At 69.2% G+C, this 17,859-nt stretch carries 13 protein-coding genes and 1 pseudogene; 7 read left to right on the top strand and 7 right to left on the bottom strand.

Annotated elements, in window-relative coordinates; genetic code table 11:
- The 4 genes from UK23_RS39860 to UK23_RS39845 form a co-directional block, all read right to left on the bottom strand.
- On the bottom strand, positions 1-1,570 hold a 1,570-nt coding region (locus tag UK23_RS39860; RefSeq protein WP_231114890.1), incomplete at its 3' end, for a S8 family serine peptidase.
- A 308-nt stretch (positions 1,571-1,878) separates the two neighbouring features.
- Positions 1,879-2,382 (bottom strand): DinB family protein, encoded by a 504-nt coding sequence (locus UK23_RS39855; protein WP_045316981.1) that lies wholly within the window; start codon positions 2,380-2,382, stop codon positions 1,879-1,881.
- 16 nt (positions 2,383-2,398) lie between these two features.
- Positions 2,399-5,449: a S8 family peptidase gene (locus UK23_RS39850; RefSeq protein ID WP_045316980.1), complete on the bottom strand. Its 3,051-nt coding sequence runs from the start codon at positions 5,447-5,449 to the stop codon at positions 2,399-2,401.
- A gap of 76 nt (positions 5,450-5,525) precedes the next feature.
- Positions 5,526-5,843 (bottom strand): winged helix-turn-helix transcriptional regulator, encoded by a 318-nt coding sequence (locus tag UK23_RS39845; protein ID WP_045316979.1) that lies wholly within the window; start codon positions 5,841-5,843, stop codon positions 5,526-5,528.
- Positions 5,844-5,906: 63 nt separating this feature from the next.
- Between UK23_RS39845 and UK23_RS39840 the strand changes: the two genes are divergently transcribed.
- Complete coding sequence (locus UK23_RS39840; protein WP_231114889.1) at positions 5,907-6,398, top strand: group II truncated hemoglobin; 492 nt, start codon at positions 5,907-5,909, stop codon at positions 6,396-6,398.
- Here UK23_RS39840 and UK23_RS39835 read toward each other — a convergent pair.
- Both UK23_RS39835 and UK23_RS39830 read right to left on the bottom strand, forming a co-directional pair.
- Positions 6,368-6,718: an antibiotic biosynthesis monooxygenase family protein gene (locus tag UK23_RS39835; RefSeq protein ID WP_045316978.1), complete on the bottom strand. Its 351-nt coding sequence runs from the start codon at positions 6,716-6,718 to the stop codon at positions 6,368-6,370. The two genes, UK23_RS39840 and UK23_RS39835, sit on opposite strands and share 31 nt — an antisense overlap.
- A 38-nt stretch (positions 6,719-6,756) precedes the next feature.
- Positions 6,757-7,704 carry a hypothetical protein gene (locus UK23_RS39830; RefSeq protein WP_156213726.1) on the bottom strand — a complete coding sequence of 316 codons (948 nt, stop codon included), beginning with the start codon at positions 7,702-7,704 and terminating at the stop codon, positions 6,757-6,759.
- A gap of 331 nt (positions 7,705-8,035) precedes the next feature.
- On the opposite strand from UK23_RS39830, the gene UK23_RS49365 reads away from it, so the two are divergent.
- Positions 8,036-10,468, top strand: a complete 2,433-nt coding sequence (locus UK23_RS49365; protein WP_156213725.1) for a CapA family protein — start codon at positions 8,036-8,038, stop codon at positions 10,466-10,468.
- 8 nt (positions 10,469-10,476) lie between these two features.
- On the opposite strand, the gene UK23_RS39820 is transcribed toward UK23_RS49365, so the two are convergent.
- The gene (locus UK23_RS39820; RefSeq protein ID WP_045316976.1) at positions 10,477-11,337 is read right to left on the bottom strand and encodes a hypothetical protein; all 861 of its coding nucleotides are present in this window, start codon (positions 11,335-11,337) and stop codon (positions 10,477-10,479) included.
- 26 nt (positions 11,338-11,363) lie between these two features.
- Here UK23_RS39820 and UK23_RS39815 point away from each other — a divergent pair, with 26 nt between their 5' ends.
- The 5 genes and pseudogenes from UK23_RS39815 to UK23_RS39795 form a co-directional block, all read left to right on the top strand.
- On the top strand, positions 11,364-13,433 hold the full coding sequence (locus tag UK23_RS39815) for a cache domain-containing protein (RefSeq protein WP_045316975.1): 2,070 nt from the start codon (positions 11,364-11,366) through the stop codon (positions 13,431-13,433).
- Entirely contained in the window at positions 13,433-14,905 is a 1,473-nt protein-coding gene (pgsB, locus tag UK23_RS39810) for a poly-gamma-glutamate synthase PgsB (RefSeq protein WP_082115357.1), read from the top strand. The genes UK23_RS39815 and pgsB overlap by 1 nt, the downstream gene beginning before the upstream one ends.
- A complete protein-coding gene (locus UK23_RS39805) occupies positions 14,902-15,384 on the top strand; it encodes a poly-gamma-glutamate biosynthesis protein PgsC/CapC (protein ID WP_045316974.1) in 483 nt (160 codons plus the stop codon). Before pgsB ends, UK23_RS39805 begins: the two co-directional genes overlap by 4 nt.
- Positions 15,385-15,394: 10 nt before the next feature.
- Entirely contained in the window at positions 15,395-16,351 is a 957-nt protein-coding gene (locus UK23_RS39800) for a hypothetical protein (protein ID WP_045316973.1), read from the top strand.
- A gap of 162 nt (positions 16,352-16,513) precedes the next feature.
- Positions 16,514-17,859 (top strand): annotated as a pseudogene (locus tag UK23_RS39795) (hypothetical protein); the annotation flags it as partial.

Raw genomic sequence — 17,859 nt, 5'->3', positions numbered from 1 at the left:
GGGTCGTGCTGATCCCACGCACGTACCAGTTGCCTTCGGACGGACGCCACACCGCGAGATCCGTGATGCCGTCGCCGTTGTAGTCCGCCGCGACCGGCACGTCGCCGCCGACACCCCACTGGGTCGTGCTGATCCCACGCACGTACCAGTTGCCCTCGGACGGACGCCACACCGCGAAGTCCGTCACGCCGTCACCGTTGTAGTCACCGGGAACCGGGATGTCGCCGCCGACTCCCCACTGGACCGTGCCGATGCCGCGCACGTACCAGTTGCCCTCGGACGGACGCCACACCGCGAAGTCCGTGACACCGTCACCGTTGTAGTCGCCCGGAACTGGAATGTCCGCGCCGATGCCCCACTGGGTGGTGCTGATGCCGCGTACGTACCAGTTGCCCTCCCACGGACGCCATACGGTCAGATCCGTTGTGCCGTCACCGTTGTAGTCGCCTTCCGGGCCCCACTGCGTGAACCGCGAGAACAGCAGCCGGTTCGGTGAGCCCGGGCCGGGGTTGCCGACGACGTTCGGTGTCGCGTTGCGGACGATCGCGTCGTGCACCCGCGAGGCAGGGGCCGCCGGGTGCCGGGCGAGGTACAGCGCCGCCACGCCGGCCACGTGCGGGGTGGCCATCGAGGTGCCGCTGATCGTGTTCGTCGCCGTGTCGCTGGTGTTCCACGACGACGTGATGTTCACGCCCGGTGCGAACAGGTCGGTGCAGGTGCCGAAGTTCGAGAACGAGGCCCTGGCGTCGGCGATGTCCGTGGCGTTCACGGTCAGGGCCTCCGCGACCCTGGCCGGCGAGGTCGAGCAGGCGTCCGCGTTGGAGTTGCCCGACGCCACCGCGTAGGTGACGCCCGACGCGATCGAGTTGCGGATCGCCGTGTCCAGCGGGTCGAACGCGCCACCGCCCAGGCTCATGTTCGCCACCGCCGGCTTGACCGCGTTGGCGGTCACCCAGTCCACGCCGCTGATCACACCGGCGAAGCTGCCGCTGCCGGCACAGTTCAGCACCTTGACGGCGACGAGCCGGATCGCTTTGGCCACACCGTGTTCCGCGCCGCCGATCGTGCCCGCCACGTGCGTGCCGTGGCCGTTGCAGTCGGTGTTGTTGCCGTCTCCGGTGGTGTTGGTGCCCCAGCTCGCGCGTCCGCCGAACGTCGAGTGGGTGATGCGGATGCCGGTGTCGATCACGTAAGCGCGCACGCCCGCCGCGGTCGGCCCGTAGTTGTAGCGCTGGTCCAGCGGCAGGTTCCGCTGGTCGATCCGGTCGAGGCCCCACGACGGCGGGTTCACCTGAACCGAGTCCGCCTTGACGACCTGGTCCTGGTACACCGCCGCCACGCGGGGATCACGCGACAACGCCTTGGCGTCGCTCGCGCTCGCCTCGACCGCGAAGCCCTGCAGCGCGTGCTGCCAGCTCGCGGTCACGTTTCCCTTGTACTGCTTGGCGAGCGAGGTCGAACTCGTCGCCGCCACGCCGTTGCGCAGCACGACCACGTACTGGTCCGCGATCGCCGTCCCCGCCGGTGCGGCGACGAAGGTTCCCGGTTCTGCCGCCGAAGCCGTTGCCACGCACGTCGACATCGCTGTCGCGGCAACGGCAATCCCTACAAGCGCACGCCGTATCGCGCGTCTGCCCGAGGTTTTCACAAACGCCCCTCTCGTTCGAGACAAGCCTTGTGCTGGTGCACGGACCGCGATCGGCCGATCGCGGAACGGAACCGTGCGCCCGACAAGTTGGTCGTCGCAGCGCGGGTTTCGTAACCGGAAAACCGGGTATCGGGCCCAAATGACTCCGTCGGGAGCACCCGGCTACGCGAGCTGCCCGGCAGGTCCCGGCGCAGACAGCAGCGCGGAATCTGGTGCGGAAGGGCGAACGCTCAGCAGCTCAGCTGCCGGCGGTGGAAGTCGAAGTGCCGCACCGGGAACCGGTAGAGGTCCGCGAGAGTCATGAAGTCCTGGAAGAACGGGTCCCAGCGGGTCGGGTAGTGCATGCCGCGGGCCAGGTCGGGCTCGCGGTCCAGGCGCCGGTGCAGTGCGGCGATCGTGCGGTCGCACAGCACGTTCATGAGGTGGAGGCTCAGGAACGTGCCACCGAGCCACGACCCGAGGAAGTTCGCCACGTCGAACGGCCGGGTGGCCGCGTTGAGCACGCGCGCGAACACGCGGCTCACCCCTGGCGGCATCCGGCTGAACCCGCACGCCATGGCCGTGAGCGCACGCATGATCAGGAACCCGAGCAGCATGTGGAAGAGCAGCTGGCGGTTGTTCCACTTCGTGCCGTTGGACCGGCGCCGCAGCTCAGCCGCGGTGGCGTGCGCGAGCAACTCGTGGAAAGTTGCCCGCGCACGCTCCAGCTCGTCGTGCAGTGACGTGGTGTCCACAGCACCAATTGTGCGCCTATTGCCCGAACTGGTAAGCCCTCAGAACCGTTTGCCGCACCGAGTTGCCGCTCGCGTCTTCCGCCGCGGTACGCAGGCTCACGAAACCGTTGCCCGCCGGATGCGTCAACTGTGCCGTGTACGCCTCACCGGACGGCGTCACCGGAGTGGGATGCCAGGTCTTGCCGTCGTCATAGGAGACCGAGAACTCGAACGACGACACGGCACCCGTGTTGCCGCCCACCCGCAACGTCAGCGGGAACGCTCCGGACGGCGCCACACCACGAGCGGACACCTTGCCGGACGCGCGTACGAACATCAACCGCGACCCGTTGAACGTCCAGGTGGCGTCGACTCGCGAACCCACCACCGAGAACTTCTGCGAACGCGTCGCGGAGGTCTTCAGCGTCAACGGGCCCGGCGTCGCGGTGAAGGTGCCGCCGCCCGGCGTGTCCGACTTGCCGAGCAGCACGCCGTCGCGCGACAGCTCGGACGTGCCCTTGATCGCGCCCGCGTTGATGCCGTCGGTCTCGCCCGCCGACACGACGTCACCGGGCGCGAACAGGGCGACCGAGATGTCGACGGAGTCACCGTCCCACGTCACCGGATCGGGGATCGGGCCGACCGGTGCGCGGTTCCACTCGTTGGTGAACGAGCCGGCGCGCGGGAAGGTCCGGTTGTGGGTCAGGTACTCCGAGGTCGTGCCGTCCGAAATGGACATCGACTGCGTCCACGCCACGCCCGGCGTGTAGTACTCCGTGCGCGTCGAAGGCACCTTCACCGGCAGGTCGGCGAGCCCGAGGGCGCTGTCGTCCCACGGCAGTGCTCCGGAATCGGATCGTGAAGCCGTCGTCGGAGCGCCCTGAACATAGTAGGAAGCCTTCACCACCGCCAAGTTCCGAGCTTCGAACGACAGAGCGGAAGGCACCCGGTTCTTGTCGGCGAACACGAGGTTGTAGACCGAGGTTCCGTGCACGAGCACGGGCCGGTAGGAGAACCCGAGAACGCGGTCCTGGGCCTCGGACGGCGTCGCGTAGAGCGCGGTGTCCGCGTCCGCGACGTACGTCAGCGACTCCTTCCCGAACACCAAGCTCGCCTGGTACGAGTTCAGACGAGCGGCGCCCGCCTTGGCCGACACCGGTCGGGCGGACTTCTCGTCGGCCGTCACGGTCGCGTTGGCGGACAACACGATGCCGGGCTTGAGGATCGCCGACGCGGACCGCTTGCCGTTCGTCGAGGACTCGCTGAACCCGACCAGGTCGTACCGGCCCTTCGGCAGCCGCAGCACTTCCTCGAGGCCGTCGTCGGCGAACTTGAGGCGGAAGTACTGGCCCGTCCGGGAGTTCACGAGCCCGCCGAACCAGCTCTCGTCGGTGTCACCGCGCAGCACGCGCTTGATGGTCAGGTCGTAGCTCTCCTGCTCCACCGAGGCGCCCAGTGCGACGCGCACGACCTGCGAGCCGTCCGTCGCCGTCAGCCAGTCGCCGAACAGCCCGTCCACGGTCGGCTTGAACATCAGGTCCACCGATGCGCTACCGCCGGCGGGCACGGTGACCGAGGAGGCTGACAGCGTGACCGGCGCCTTCAACGACAAGGTCGACGCGCTGGCCCCGGAGTTGAAGAACGTCACTTTGCGCGTGACGGGAGAAGTGCTGCGAGGCCACGGAAAGCGCCCGAAGTTGACGCTGCCGGCGGAAGCACGCACAGGAGACGACACCGCGCGGCCGACGTCGAGGCGTCCGGTGCCCTGCTGGTAGATGCTCAACGAAGGCAACGGCGTCGCAGCGTTCATGAGAGCTGCCTTGAGTTCCGGCGCTTTCCACGAAGGGTGTTGCTGCAACAGCAAAGCCGCTGCGCCGGTCACGTGCGGCGTCGCCATCGACGTGCCGTTCGCGCTGGTGTACAAGGAGTTCACCGGCGTGCCCATCGACGTGCCGGCCGCCCGGGCCGCGATGATGTCCGAGCCTGGCGCCGCGATGTCGGGCTTGATCGCGTCGTCCACGATTCGCGGGCCCTGGCTGGAGAACCGCGACAGCTCGTCCTGCTTCGTCACGCTGCCCACCGCGAGCGCCAGGTCCGCCGCGGCCGGGTTGCCGACCTTGCGGGCCGCACCCGCGTTGCCCGCCGCGACGACGAACAGCGTGCCGGACTTCGCGCTGATCTTGTCGAGCGCGAGCGACAGCGGGTCCTTGCCGTCGGTCGGGCCGCCGCCCAGCGACATGTTCACGATGGACGCACCCTGGTCGGCCGCCCACTGCATGCCCGCGATGATCGCGTCCTCCTGGCAGCCACCGTCGTCCTCGCACACCTTGCCGATCAGCAACGAAGCGTCCGGCGCCACCCCGACGTACCTGCCGCCGGAGCCGGCGCCCGAGCCCGCGATGGTGGACGCGGTGTGGGTGCCGTGCCCGTAACCGTCGGCGATGCTGGTGCCCGTGAAGTCCTTGGTGGCGATCACGTTGCGCAGGTCCGGGTGCGTCGCGTCGTACCCGCCGTCGAGGTCGGCGACCTTCACGCCCTTGCCGGTGAACCCGGCCTGCCACGCCGCCGGCACGCCGATCTGGACGTTGCTCACGTCGTCGGCCAGGCGCGCCTTGCCGTTGAGCCACATCCGGTCGAAGCCCGCGTTCCACAACGACGCGAGGTCGGACTTGCGGGCCACAACGGATGAACCACCCAGCACCGGCAGCTCACGCACCACGGCGACGTGGAACCCACCCGTCACGATCAGCGGCAGGTCGGACCGGTGCGCGTCGTCGAACCCGTCGCGGGCGAGCGCGGTGACGTTGAACAGCCGCTCGTCCACCCGTCCCGACTGGACCAGCCGAGCGGCGTCGGACGGCACGACGGTCAGCTCGCCGTCGCGTTTCGCCGTGTGGAAGGTGATCCGGTCACGCCCAGGCCCGCGGATCACGCGCGGAGCGTCGCCCAGCACGACCTTGTCGCCGGTGACCAGCGTGACCGTTCTCGGGTTCGATCCGGGCAAGGGGATCGGATCCGCTTGCGCGACACCGCAGAAACTCGCGACCGTGAGCAGCGCAACAGCGCTGGAGAGCGTCCGCCGACGCATGGAGCCTCACTTCGTTCGGAGGGCGGCGACGGCACGGCCACGCTACCTCGGCCGAACGGAATCCTTCGGCCAGGAGTCAAACGGGCGTGATGACTTCGCCCGTAAGGGCAGCCCGCCGGACTCCCCAGTCGTAGAGGGCTTGGAGCGCGGGTCCCAGCGACCGGCCCTCCTCCGTGAGCGAGTACTCGACGTGCGGAGGCACCTCGGCCCGCGCCACCAGACCGGCGTCCTGCAGTTCGCGCAACCGCTGCACGAACATCTTCTCGCTGATGCCCGGCACCTTCCGCCGCAGCTCGCCGTAGAAGTGCGGGCGTTCCTTGAGGTGGGCGAGGATCACCGCGCGCCACTTGCCGCCGATGACGTCGAGGGCCAGCTCGACAGGACAGTGGTACACGGGCGCTCCTCACCGAAAAGTGCGTACTTGCCGGGCGTTCCGCCGGATGCTGGAGTGGGCTTCGTGATCAACGAGACATCTTCTCTCCACACCTGGGCCGGTGGCGCCGACGCGTTGCTCAAGCTCACCGAGGCCTTTTACCGCCACGTCGCCGAGGACGAGCTGCTCGCACCCGTGTTCGCCGGCATGGACCCCGACCACGCACGGTACGTGGCCCTGTGGCTGGGTGAGGTGTTCGGCGGGCCCGCCGCCTACTCCGAAGAGCGCGGCGGCTACGAGTTCATGCTCGCCAAGCACCTCGGCCGGGCCATCACGGAACAGCAACGCCGCCGCTGGCTGAACCTGATCATGGACGCGGCGGACGAGGTCGGGCTGCCGGCCGATCCGGAGTTCCGCGCCGCGTTCGTGTCCTATCTGGAATGGGGCACACGACTGGCGGTGCAGAACTCCGCACCGGACGCCAAGCCGTTCCACGGGGCGCCCGTGCCGAAGTGGGGCTGGGGCGTGGCGCCGCCGTACCGGGGTCAGGGAAGCAGCTCGACGACCACCCGGTAAGCACCGGGTTCTGAGGTGATGTGCAGGCCGGGATCGTCGAACATGCGCTGCAACGAGGCGTGCCACTCGGCGTTGGCGGTCGCCTTGTCCAGCTCGCTGCCGGACCTCCACTCGGCGATGTGGACGAACCGCGTCTCGGGTCCACCGGCGAGCGGCCGGTGCAGGCGGGAGCGGACGAAGCCGGGCTGAGCCGACATGATCCGCGCGTTCTCCTGGTACACCTCGACGAAGTAGTCGGCCTCGGCCGAAGGCACGGTGTAGTTCTTGACGACGGTGACCGGGCCGTCGACGCCGGTCCTGGACTCCAGTGAATGACTCATGCCCAGCAGGACAAGGCGCGTCCCCGGCCTGTGACAGGTCAGACTCTGCGGGCCAGCCGGAACGCCTGGGCCAGCACACCGTCGCCCGTCAGCACCGACGCCCCGTACTTGTCGCCCATGGTCACCGAGTTGTAGGTCTTGCGGCTGGAGATGAACCGCGGCCGGCCTTCCGAGTCCACGCCGAGGTAGATCGCGGAGTGGTCGAGCAGCGGGCCGTCGGCCGGGTCGAGGTCGAACGCCAGGATGTCGCCGGTCTGCACACGTTCCAGCTGCTCGTCGGACGGACGGGCGCCGGTGTCCGCGACCACCACCGGGCCAGGGGCTCCGGAGCTGTAGTCCTTGGCCTGTCTGGGCAGCCGGGCCCGCGAGGGTGCCCAGCCCAACGGGTAGCCGGAGCGGTAGCCGAGCACCATCCGGAGAAAACCGCTGCAGTCCAAGGAGTCCTTGCGAACGGGGTCGGGGGGACGGACGACCCCGTCCGCAGAGGTCCACGAGGTGCCGAGGTAGTCGTTGAAGTCGGCGTCGCTGAGTCGCTCGCCGTTGATCATCGGACCGAAGAACGCGCGGCCCGCGTACCGGATTCCCTTGTCGTCACGCAGATCCGGGGTGTTCCGGCGGTACTGCATCGAGATGTCCAGCACGTCCGGAGTGCGGTCGGTCAGCGCGTTCTCGACCCACTGGCGGAGGACTGGATCTTTCTCACCGTCCGCACGCCACTGGCGCGGAGCGATTCTGACCCACTCCTGCGTGGTGACCGACGCGGTGGTGACCTCGGGTTCGGTGAAAGTCCTGGCAGGACCTCGGAAGACGGCCGTACGCGCGCCGTCCGTCAGCGTCGCCAGCCGGTCGCCGAGCGCGTTGAGGACCAACGTGCGCGGCGGATCGTCGACCCGCACGAAGTCCAGGCGGCGTGGCATTTCCGCACCCGCGGACGGAATCGGCACGGCGAGGAGAATCGCGAAGACGAGCAATGGCAACGTTTTCATCGCGTCTGCCTGCACCTTTCTCGGACGCCATCCGTTAGGAAAGTTTCCTAACTAAGACCTATACTCGCCTCTGGTCATCCCGGTCAAGACGCAATCCGTCCCGGTACAAGATCCGAAATCGCCGACGACTCAAACGATCTTCCACAATGGACGAGCGATTTTCGAGTACGCTGCAAGCAGGGCTTCTACCTGCGCAAATGCGTGTCCGCGCGGGAATAGTACAGTAAGTAGTCTATTCCCGGCACCCCCGTACGGCCGGTGCTTTCGAGACGGAGAAGCGCCACCATGTGAGTCACGCCGCCAGAACGAACCCGAAGTTTGGACTTCTCGGATGAGTCGACTCTGGCGTACCCGTTCCGCCGTGCTCTCGTTGGCACTGGCCGTTTTGCTGATCATGGTTCTCGTCGTGGCGTTCCGCGCGATCGGTGTCATGCGCGGCTGCGACGCGTGCGAGGACCAGCACAACGTGCTCGGATTCTCGTTGCGGCTCAACGTGGTCGACGAGTCCGGCAGAGGTGTTCCCAACGCGACGGTGACGTTGCACGGCGAGAAGACCGAACGCCTGAACGGTGATCAGGGCGGAGCTGTGTCCACACCCGTGTTGCGCGGGCCCGTGCTCGCGGTCGTCGAGGCACCCGGCCACCTCCCCGAGCCGGTCCCACTCGGAAAGTCCGATGAGGACGGTCCGGTGACGGTGAAGCTGTTCGACCGCAAGCAGGGCCGGTTCGCCATGCACTCGGCCGGTGACGTGATGTTCGGACGCCGGTACGCGGACCCGGACGACGGCGGTCCGCTCGTCCCGCGGCAGGACGCGGCTCGCGGCGCCGAGCACGTGGTGTCGGCGTTCGCGCCCGCGTTCGCCGCCGCCGACTTCCGCACGGTCAACCTGGAAAGCGTCGTCAGCGACCTGCCCGCGGACAAGGCCTATCCGCAGAAGCGTTTCATCCTGAAGTCCGCCTCCGCCACGACCGCCGGTCTGAAAGCGCTCGGCGTCGACTGCGCGGTCCTCGCGAACAACCACTCCCGCGACTTCCTCGACCAGGGCGTCGCCGACACGCGCACCGCGCTCGCGGAAGCCGGCATCGGGATGGTCGGCGCGGACGTGACGCCGGAAGGTGCGGCGGTCCCGTTCCGCCGGACCGTCAACGGAACCGCTGTGGCCGTCGCCGCCTTCACCAGTGTCGACGGCGACTTCGTCAACGGCGCGTACCCGGACGCCGCCGAGCCTAGGCCGGCGGACGCGACACTGGACGACACCTGGCGGTACGACGCGCGGCCGTGGGGATTCGGTTCGGTCGCCACCGCTCCGCGTCGCATCGGCCAGGCCTGGGACGCCTACCGGAAGGCCGAGAGCGCGGCACCGGACGCGGTGAAGGCCGAGATGTGGAAGTCGCTCGTCGCCGTCTACCCCGAGTTGCAGGACTGGGTCGCCCGCCGGGGGCACGGCGGCGCCGCCCGCTGGGACCCGGTGGCCTCCCCCGCCCGGATAGCCCAGCTGTCAGCGCAGAACCAGCTCACCGTCGTGCAGCTGCACGCGGGCTTCCAGTTCCAGGACGCGGCGTCGGACAACGTGCGCTCGATGGCCCGCGCCGCCATCGACGCGGGCGCGGACATCGTGATCGGGCATCACCCCCACGTGTTGCAGGGCGTCGAGTGGTACAAGGGTCACCTGATCGTCTACAGCCTCGGCAACTTCGTGTTCGACCAGAACTTCCTGTCCACCTTCGCGAGCGTCGTCGTGCGCACGGTGTGGGACGGCGACCAGCTGCTGGAGGCGCGGCTGCTGCCGTTGGAGCTCGTCGACTACCGGCCGGTGCCGCTCACCGGTGATGCAGCGCGCCGGGTGCTCGGCCGGATCTGGGAACTCGGCCTGATGCCCGCGTCCACCGACCGCGACCGCACCGGCGCTGTGCGCGCGTACCTGAAACAACCGGCGCCGGACGTGATCCCCGCGCAACTGGTCGTCGAGCACAACACCGGACGAATCACCGCCGCGAGCACTCTCCCGGAGACCAGAACGGTCGCAGTGCCGGCGCACGGAGTCGTCGATCTCGCCGCACCGGGCACCCTCGTGCGTCCGGTGAGCGGTGACGGCGTCGAGGTGGGACGCGACCTGTTCGGCTGGGGCGGCTTCGAGGACGAGACGGCCGATGGTGCCGCCGACTCGGCCACGCACTGGAAAGCCGGTGGCACGACGGAGAGTTCGCAGGTCGGGCCGACTCCGCAGGGGCAGCGGTTCCTGCGGCTCAGCGCGGCGGCGGGCAAGTCGGTGCAGACCCGCGCCATCGCGCGGATTCCGGTGCCGCGACATCGCACGTACACGCCGAACTCGGCACCGGCCGATCCCGAACCGTCCTACTCGGTCCGGGCGATGGTCCGCGGCACGGGATCGGAGAGCGCGTACTTCCGGTTCGACGTCTACCACTTCGACGACAGCGATCCGACCGAAGATCCGGATTCGGTCGTCCTCACGACGATCACCCGCGCCGTGCAGGTGCCGTCCGACGGCGGCTGGCACCAGGTGACGATCGACCTGACGACGAACGACCTGACCACGCCGGACGGCGCGGGCAACATGATCATGATGTACACGGGGCTGAACCGCGCGCCCGACGGACGCGCGGGTGCTCTCGACCTCGACGACGTGCGCTTCGTGGAGTGGCGTGCCGCGAGCGGGATGACCGGCTCGTTCGGCGCGTTCGACCTGGCGCGCAACCCGGCGGACGTGCCGAGACAGCTCCCCGCCGAGGTGAAACGTCCTTAGTGGACTGATCACCCGGCGGAGACGTCCGCTTCCGCCAGAGCCTGGGCGAGTTCCGCTCGCGATGCAACCGACTCGCGCAGTCGTCCCGTCACTTCGATGTGGAGGAACACAAAGCCGTGTTCAGCAGCAGCTTTTCCCTGCACGTTCCTCGTCCCTTCGAGATTCCCGCACTCGTCGTCCCAGCCGCGGCAGGTCGCGAGGCCCGCCGCCCCGACTCGATCGGCCACCCGCCGGGCGGCCGGTCCTGGACGACCCTGACCCGTCGACACCACGACGTCGGAACCGGGCAGGCTCTGCTCGGCGAACCCGTGCAGCTGCACCTGCGGCAGCCCGCGCCCCGCCAGATCCGTTGCGACAGCGTGAAAAAGCGCGTCGGTGTGGTGGGCGACGTCGGCCTGCTCCCCCGCGGCCCGGCGGTGTGCTCCGGCGATCAGCACGACCGCGCCCGGTGTGCGCCGGTAGAGCTCGATGCCGAGCGCCTCGGTGTCGAGGTCCGCGTTCGGGTGCGGCACCTCGATCACGAGTCTCGGGGTGGTGGACCGGTCCGCGATGTACATGCCCCAGCCCTGCTCGGCGCCGGGTTTCGTGGTGGCGAGCACGAACTGTCTGCCGCTCGCGCCGTCCACTCCGGAGTCAACTGTGAAACCCAAGGGACGCAACCCGTCCGCCTCGGTGGCGGTGCCGTCCAGCAGCGGCATCAGCGCTCTCAACGCGGTGTCGCGTTCAACGGAGTCGGGCGCTCTGTAGGGCGCGCTGGGCGACAGGCCCTCGGCGAACTCCACCACACGGTGTTCCAGGTCGACGCGCGGTGCCGGATCGACCGCGGCCGTGCAGCCGGCCAGCAGCAGGGCCAGTACCGCGATTCGCATGTGCACCAACGTAGGGCGGTGAGCAAGTGAGCAACACCGTCGACCGGACGAGTTTGGAGCGGGAGTGCGCGGAGGCGGGCTTCCCGTCGGGCGCGCGCGTGCCGCTGGTCGTGATGGTGATCGTTCTCGCGCTGCTCACGGGCTTCTGCGCGATGAGGTTGTCCGGGCAGCCGGACGGCTCGCCGGTCGAGGTGGTCGCGCGGTCGCACCAGTGGTTCGCCACCAACCTCGCCCATTCGGTCGGCGCGTCGGTGAACGAGGCGGTCGCGGACCTCACCACGGCCGTGAAGCTGTACAGCGGCAAGGGTGATCGCTCCGACGAGCAGACGATCGCGTTCTTCGCCAAGAACTGCCCGCACGCGCGCGGAGTCGCGGTTGTGGACAACTCGGGCGGGCTGCGGGCGTCCGCCGGTGAGCCGGTGCCGATCGAGTCCGTGCCGCTCGACGACATCTCGTCCGTCCCGGTCCGGGTGATGGCGGACCGGTACGGCGGGGTGCAGGCGGTGACGGCCGACGCGCTGCCCGGCGGCAACCGGGTGGTCGTGGTGTCGAGCGATCTCACCATTCCCCCGGTGAGCGTGGACAGCCTGCGGTTGCCGGAGACGGTGCTGCTCGTGACGGACGCCGGTGAGGTGGTCGAGCCGCACGGCACCGAGACCGGCACCGGCCACGACGACGAGCTCGTCCGGCAGGCCGCCGACGTGGCCGCCAAGGGCGAGACCGGTCATCTCGTGGGCAAAGCGGGCACCGGACCGCCTACTGCGGACGCTCAGGCGACCGTGCCGATCGTGGCGTACGCGCCGCTGACCAGAGGACGGATCAGCCTCGGCATGTCGTTGCTGCTGGTCGGTGCCACCCCGCAGGCGGAAGCGTCCGGAGCGGGTACCGGGCTGCCGGTGGTGATCGCGCTGCTCGGGGTGCTGCTGCTCGCGGCGGTGCTGCTCCTGGCAGGGCTGGTCGGACCGGTCCGCAGGCTGCGCGAGGACGCGCTGGCGCTGGCGTCCGGGCAGCCGGGCGCCCGGATGCGACGGCAGTGGATCTCCGAGACGCACCGGATCGCGGGCGCGTTCCAGCCTGGCGCACGACAACGCAGGCTGCCGTCGGCGGTGGTAGCGGTCGTGCTCGCCATGATGGTGTTGCTGGCGTGGTCGGGCGCCGTGCTCGGCACGATCGGGCGCCACGACGTGCAGGTGCCCGGTCAGGCTGTCCAGGTCACTCAACGCCTGGCCGCGACCACGGCGACTGGGTTGCGGCGCAGCCTCCAGCAGAGCCTGACGGACCTGCGGTCGTTCGCGGCGCTGGTCTCCGGCACCGACGTCGCCGGCTTCCAGCCCGCGTTGCAGGAGCTGACGTCGCGGCGCGAGCGGTACCGGAGCGTCTACGTCGTCGATCCGGACGGCCGGACCCTCGCCCAGGCGGGCCGGGCGCCGTTGCGCGCCGAGGAGCCTTTACCACCCGGATCCGGCCTGCACCAGCAGAGCGTCGCGCACCGGGTGCCGCTGATCTACGCGACCGCGCCGATGCCGGGCAGCAACTACGTGGTGGTCGGTGAGCTGGACGTGGTGAAGCTGTCCGCACTCGTCCGGCTACCCGGCGGGGTCGGGCGGCTCGTCGACGCGGAACTGCGCACGGTGGCCGCGACCGTCGGCTACCAGGCGTACGAGCCGCTCGCCGCGGAACCGTTGCGCGTCAACGTCAGCAAGACTCTCAAGGGGGTGCCCGACCCGGCGGTGTGGGAGGTCGACGGCCGCACGTCCGTGGTCGCCTCGGCCGCCCTCTACGGCTCGAAGGACTTCAACGACCTCCAGTGGGCCGTCGTCGTCGAGCAGCCGGTGAGCCAGTTACCGTTGCCGGGCAACCACATCCGGCGCACGGCGTGGCTCGCCGCCCTGGTGTCCTCCGTGGTCGGACTGGTCGCGTTCGGCTGGTTCCTGCTGGTGCTCCTGCTGCCGTTGCGCAGGCTCGCCGCCTCGGCAGACCGGCTGGCCGCGGGTGACACCGCCACCGTCATCTACCCGCAGCGGCCCGACGAGATCGGCACCGTCGCCCGTTGTCTCGAACTCCATCGCCAGTCAGTCGAACGAAGGCGGTCGTGATGCACTTCCTGCACGCTGTCTACCTGATCGCCTGTGCGACGCTTCTGGCCGGTGGTGTCGTGGAGCAGCGCAGGCACTACCGGAACCTGCGCCGCATCCAGACCCGGATCCTGGTCAACGGCATCCGCGGGAAGAGCTCGATCACCCGGCTGTGCGCGGGAGCGTTGCGCGGCGGATCCCTGGTCACCGTGGCGAAGACGACCGGGACCGCCGCCCGGTTCATCCACCCGGACGCGACCGAGGAACCGGTCTACCGCAAGTTCGGCATCGCGAACGTGGTGGAGCAGATCGGCATCGTCCGCCGCGCGGCCGCGTACCGGCCAGACGCGCTGGTGATGGAGTGCATGGCCGTCGCGCCGGACCTGCAGGAGATCAACCAGTCCAAGCTGATCCGGTCGACGATCGGCGTGCTGTGCAACGTCCGCGAGGACCACCTCGCCGAGATGGGGCCGACGCTCGACGACGTCGCCCGGTCGCTGTGCCGCTCGATGCCGGTCGGCGGCATCTGCGTCACGGCCGAGACGGAACGCGTCGAGATCCTGCGCGCGGAGGCGGCCCGCCGCGGGTGCGAGCTGGTCGAGGCCGACCCCGAGTCGGTGACCGACGCCGAGATGAGCGGGTTCTCCTGGATCACGTTCAAGGAGAACGTCGCCATCGCGATCGCAGTGGCGGAGCTGTGCGGGGTCGACCGGGACCTCGCCCTGAAAGGGATGTGGGACGCACCGCCGGATCCCGGTGTGCTGCAGGTGCACCGCTACCACGTGGACGACCGGCACGTGCGGTTCGCGAACGTCTTCGCCGCCAACGACCCCGAGTCGACGCTGATGAACATCGAGCTGCTGCTGGAGCGCGGCGTGATCTCCCGGCCGCTGCACCTGGTGATCAACTGCCGCCCGGACCGCGTCGAGCGCAACGGCCAGATGGGCGCGCTGGTCGGCAAACTCGCCCCGGCGCGGGTGGTGCTGATCGGCGAACCCACCCGCAGTGCGGCGCTCACGATCCCGCGCTCGTGGCAGGGGCGGCTGGACGATCTCGGCGGCAAGCGTGATCCGGACGAGCTGCTGCAAGGGGTTCTTGGCACGGACGGCGAGTCGATCTCGCTCGCCGCCATCGGCAACATCCACGGGCACGGGGAAGTGCTGCTGGAACAGCTGGACCGGTTGACCAGGGTGGAGCGCGCCACCTCAGGCGACGGGGAGGTCCTGCCGTCCCAACCCAACCGGCTGACCAGGGTGGAGCGCGGCACCTCAGACCACGAAGAAGTCCTGCCGTCCCAACCCGACCGGGCGCGGCACAGCACCCCGGACCGCACCGAGGCGCACCCCGGCTGGTTCCTCCCCGCGGAACCGATCTCCCCGAGCCACCACGCCACCCCACCGCCCCGAGCCGACCGGCACATCCGCCCGGATGCCAGCGCTCCAGGCCACGAGTCCTGCGGCCGGCTCTCCCCCACAGAACGGACCACGCCATGATCAGCGGCGCGTTGCAGCCGGAGGTGGCCACGCTCGGTCTCGCGATCGGGCTGGTGTTCTCGCTGCTCTGCTACCTCACGTCGAACCTCTCGCCCGGCGGCATGATCACGCCCGGCTGGCTCGCCCTCACGCTCGTCGAGGACTACCGGCGGGCGGCGATCGTCGTGCTCATGACGGCGCTGACCTATTTGGGCACCAAGGGTCTGCAGCGCGTCGTGATCCTCTACGGCAAGCGGTTGTTCGCAGCCGTCGTGCTGCTCAGCGTTCTGTTGCAGACGTCGTTGTTCATCCTCATCCAGAACGACTACCCGCTGCTGTACGTGCACGAGACGCTCGGCTTCGTCGTGCCCGGCCTGATCGCCTACCAGCTCGTCCGCCAGCCGGCGGCCGCGACCGTGGTGGCCACCGGGTCGGTCAGCCTCGTCACCTACGGCGTGCTCGCCAGCGGTGTCCTCGTCGGTCTCGTTCCCACCACCTGAAGGAGGCGCGGTGTCCCGCCGACTCGCTGTCAACGTCGTCGTGCTGTGCACGGTGATCGCCTCGTCCGCCGCCGCGGTCGCCCATCTGGCGACCGAGGACCGCCACCGCGCGTTCCGGCAGACCGGGGCGAGCATCCGCATCACGCCGGCCACTCCGGCCAGCGCCTACCGCTTCGAACGGCTCACCGCGCCCGCGCGCACAGTGGTCCGGGACGAGCGGGGTGTCATCGTCGCGACGTTCACGGACGGCGCGCGCACGGCGCTGATCAACGGTCCCACGCGCACGTTCCAGAACCCTGCGCGCACCCAGGTTCAGGTGACCACCCCGGCGTGGGTTCGATTGACGCCAGAACCGTGGACTGCCAACGCCGAACACGCCGCGTGGCTGCGGTCATGGCTGGACGCGGCACTGACCGACCGCAGTGACGACGTGCTCGCCGTGGCGGCGCAGTACCTCAACGGCGCGGCGCAGGCGACCGATGCGAAGGCCGTGAGGTTCCGCGGCGACGCCCGGTTCGGTCGCGCCGACTTCTGCGACTACCTCGGCGTCACGTGGTCGTTCCCCGGCGGGCCGACGGAGAAACCAGAGCCGGACGGCTACGGCGCACTCGATCCGGCCGGTTATGTGCGCATGGTCTACGGCTACCGCGCGGGTTATCCACTCCGCTCGGCCTCCGGTGCCGGAACAGGCCTGCCCCGCACGCCGAAAGCCATGGCCGCACTCGACGAGGGCGCCCCGATCCCCGCCGACCGATTGGCACTGCAACCCGGCGATCTGTTGTTCTTCGCGGCCGGGGGCACGGAGGTCGACAGCGTCGGGATCTTCTTCGGCCTCGACCAGAACGGCAGGCCCCGGTTCCTGTCCAGCCGCAAGCGCACCGACGGGCCGGCGTTCAGCAACGACGTGGCGCTCTTCAACCAGGGGAACAGGAAGAGCCCGGTCCTGTACAGCGTGCGCCGCCTCTGACGGCGAATAAGGATTTTGCAAACGTTCGCCAATTCCTTATTTCACGCACCTGATTTTCACATACTCGAACCTCGTCACGAATTCTTCCCCGGCCATTGACTGAGGCGTCAGCAGCTATTCACAATTTCAGCCCACGCCGCCCTTTTCCTCTGGAGGCCAGTCGTGTCCGAAAGACAAAAGTTGCGACGAAGCGCCGTGCTCGGTGTCGTGGGAGTGCTCGCGGCGACGGGCATCGCCGTGCTCGTGAACGCGGCGGACGCGGCCCCCGCCCCCGGCGCGCTCACCGGCCTCGACACCTCGGCGGCCAACCGCCGGGCGCCGATCAGCGGGCTCTACGACTGGAGCAGGGCCGGGTACCGCGGCGGCCAGAACCTTCCTGGCGCGGGCGAGGTCAACCCCAGCGCGGCCTGCCAGATCACCGCGGCCGAGCTCGCGAGCCAGTTCAACGTCAAGCCGGACGACGGCCAGGACGACTCGGCGGGCCTGCAGTCGGCCATCGACTCGATCAAGACGGGCTGTTCGCCGTCCGCGAGCTACACCAAGCTCAGCCTGATCACGCTGCCCTCCGGGGAGCTGGCCGTGTCGCGCGAACTGCACGTGGACGCCGACTACCTGATCATCAGAGGCGCCGGCAAGGACGCCACGAAGATCACCTACCGGCCGGACGCGAACACCCTCTACGACGCCCTCACCCCGGACGGTTCCGACTGGGACGAGGACGGCATGACCTCGGGCGCGGGCAAGGGCGGCTGGCTGTGGCCCGGCCGCGGCCTGTTCCGCGTGCAGTCACGTGGCGTCGACCCGAGCTACGCGAGCGACTACGCCGCCGCTCCCGCCAACCGCAAGGACATCTTCGAGGGCACGATCAACGTGCACTGGAAGGCCGGTGCGAAGGTCGCCACCTCGGCCAGGACCGGTGACCGCACGATCGCCGTCCAGTCGGCCACCAAGATCAAAGCCGGCATGTTCGTGAACGTCCGCGCCGCCAACTCGGTCAAGTTCTACGAGCAGCAGCAGGCGACCGGCACCGAGTGGCCGATGCTGAACATGCACATGCGGCAGCAGATCTTCACCGTCACCTCGGTCTCCGGCAACACGGTGACGCTGGACAAGCCGCTGGAGTTCGACGTCCCGGTGAACTCCACTTCGGACGGTTCGGCGCCGATCGACGGGGCCACCTACGACTCCAAGGTCTCGCCGCTGCTGGACCCGGTGGAAGGCGTCGGTTTCGAGGACTTCGGCTTCACCCAGGCGATGCCAGGACTCGACCGCAACGAGGCGACCGACAACTACGGCAACATGGCCCCCGCCGCCGAGATGCACGGCATCGTCTTCAAGTGGGCGACCAACTCCTGGGTGCGCGGCATCAAGGCGGAGATGACCGGGTCGCACCCGATCGTCACCGAGGAGGCCAAGAACCTCCAGATCGTGAACAACGAGCTCGACGGCTCGTGGAACAAGGGCAAGGGCGGCAACGGTTACTTCCGCGGTTCACGCGTCTGGGACTC

It is taken from the genome of Lentzea aerocolonigenes (assembly GCF_000955955.1).
Taxonomy (GTDB): Bacteria; Actinomycetota; Actinomycetes; order Mycobacteriales; family Pseudonocardiaceae; genus Lentzea; species Lentzea aerocolonigenes_A.
This window is presented reverse-complemented; position numbering and strand designations above follow the sequence as displayed.